This window comes from Azospira sp. I13 (genome assembly GCF_003112695.1).
Taxonomy (GTDB): Bacteria; Pseudomonadota; Gammaproteobacteria; order Burkholderiales; family Rhodocyclaceae; genus Azospira.
This window is the reverse complement of the sequence record NZ_BFBP01000017.1, coordinates 1-2231: the sequence shown is the minus strand read 5'-3', so window position 1 is coordinate 2231 and position 2231 is coordinate 1. Positions and strand designations below refer to the sequence as shown.

Below are 2231 nucleotides of genomic sequence, written 5' to 3'. Positions count from 1 at the left end.
TGTTAGCAACACAGTAAAAATGACCCAGGGCATCAACTGAAAATTGACCCACCTCACTTTTTTCAGAAACGCCTAGGTCGCTTCTCCATACTGTCCCTACGGTATGGAGACAGCATGTTAAACGCTGAACAATCAGTGGAGATTACTGTGTTGCATCGTCACGGCATGAGCATTCGCGCTTTGGTCGATATCACCGGCTGCGCGCGAAACACCATACGGAAGTACCTGAGATCCGAGGGCAAACCTGCTCTCAAGGAGCGCGCCAAGCGCACCGAGAAGCTGGACCCTTTCAAACCCTATCTCATCCGGCGCATCGAGTCGGCCAAACCCGACTGGATTCCAGCCACCAGCCTTCTCGAAGAAATCCAGAATCAGGGGTACGAAGGTGGTATAACCCGCCTCCGCCAATTCCTGGTTGACTACAAGCCTGCTACGGCGCCGGCTGAACCGGACAATCGTTTTGAGACCGACCCCGGCAAGCAGATGCAGGTGGATTGGGTTGTTTTCCGTCGCGGCAAGGATCGCTTGTCGGCCTTCGTCGCCACGATGGGCTACTCCCGCGCCAGCTTCGTGGAGTACGTCACCGACGAGAAGATCGAAACCCTGTTGGCTTGCCACGAGCATGCTTTCGAGTATTTCGGTGGCGTCCCCAAGCAGGTGCTCTACGACAACATGAAGACGGTTGTCATTGAGCGGGATGGCTACGGGGAAGGCAACCATAAGCTCAACCCGCTGTTCCTGGACTTCGCCAAGCACTGGGGCTTCGTTCCCAAGCTTTGCCAGCCTTATCGCGCCCGTACCAAGGGCAAGGTGGAACGCTTCAACCGCTATTTGCGTCGTACCTTCCACGTTACGCTGGCTAGTCGGCTGAAGATGAGCGGCATTCATCTGGACAAGGATACTGCCAATGTCGAGGTACGCCGTTGGCTGCGCGAAACGGCGAATGTTCGTATCCATGCCACGACCAAGGAGCAACCGGATAAACTGTTGAAGGCTGAGCAGCCTCATCTGCAGGCCTTCCCCCCAAGCTATACCGGCGTCTCGGTCCGCGAGCAGTCGCTGACCAAGCCGGTGGCTCATGTGATTACCCCGTTGCAGCGTCCTCTGTCGTTTTACGACGAGCTGGTCGCCGCTGCCGCTTGAGGAGGAACCCCATGGATATTCAAGCAGAACGCATCCGCGCTTCCTGTGAGTTGTTGGGCCTTGATCGAGTCACTGAAATCTACCCGGTGATCGCCGAAGCGGCGATCAAGGCCGAACAGGGGTTTGCTGATTTCCTCGAAGCGCTACTTAAAGAGGAAGTCAGTGGCCGGCAGCAACGCAGTCGAACCGTATTGACCCGACTCGCTGGGTTCCCCGCCATCAAGACGTTCGATAGCTTTGACTTCAAATTTGCCAGCGACATCCCGAAGGCGCGCATCCAGGAGTTGTTCAGTTTGGCTTTTGTCGAGCGTACTGAGAACATCATGCTGCTTGGGCCTTCTGGTGTCGGCAAGACCCACCTGGCGATTGCCTTGGGCTACGCCGCAACGCAGGCGGGGATCAAGACCCGTTTTGTCAGTGCGGCGGACCTGGCGCTGCAACTCGCGGCAGCTCAGCGCCAGGGGCGTCTCAACGAAGTGATGAAACGCAATGTGCTTGCCTACCGCCTGCTGGTGATCGACGAAATTGGCTACCTGCCGTTCGGGCGGGAAGAATCAAACCTGTTCTTCCAGGTCATTGCCAAGCGGTATGAGAAGGGATCGGTGATCGTTACGTCCAATCTTCCGGTTGGGCAGTGGGGCTCTGCTTTCAATGGCGATGACACCCTGACCGCAGCCCTGCTGGATCGGCTCCTTCATCACGCCCACATCATCCAGATCAAGGGCGATAGCTATCGGCTGAAGGACAAGAAAAAGGCGGGGTTTGTTGGCACACAAGGGGGCGCAAGCAACTGACTCGGCAGCATCCTGAGCCGTTCTGTGAAGGATGGCTCAGGCAAGGTGCCCTACGACCGCAACGTGCCCGTTGCTGTCACTTCCCCCGTGGAAATGGCTACCCGCAACCGGCCATTCGTGACATGCGGGCCCCGACCCCAAGCAGCCAGTCAGTTTCTCCTATGCAGCCATTCGGCTATAGATGCCTTACACCGCCTCCAGCGCGAGCAGTTCAGCCACCGTCTGCCTTCGTCGAATAAGCCGGGGCTCACCATTTTCCATCAGCACTTCGGCAATCAGCGGGCGCGCGTTGTA

2 protein-coding genes are annotated in these 2231 nt (G+C 57.3%); both read left to right on the top strand.

What is annotated here, in order from left to right; genetic code table 11:
• Positions 1 to 114 precede the first annotated feature (114 nt).
• Positions 115 to 1143, top strand: a complete 1029-nt coding sequence (istA, locus tag AZSI13_RS14965) for an IS21 family transposase (RefSeq protein ID WP_109042002.1) — start codon at positions 115 to 117, stop codon at positions 1141 to 1143.
• A gap of 11 nt (positions 1144 to 1154) precedes the next feature.
• Positions 1155 to 1937, top strand: a complete 783-nt coding sequence (istB, locus tag AZSI13_RS14960) for an IS21-like element helper ATPase IstB (RefSeq protein ID WP_109042001.1) — start codon at positions 1155 to 1157, stop codon at positions 1935 to 1937.
• Positions 1938 to 2231: the final 294 nt, after the last annotated feature.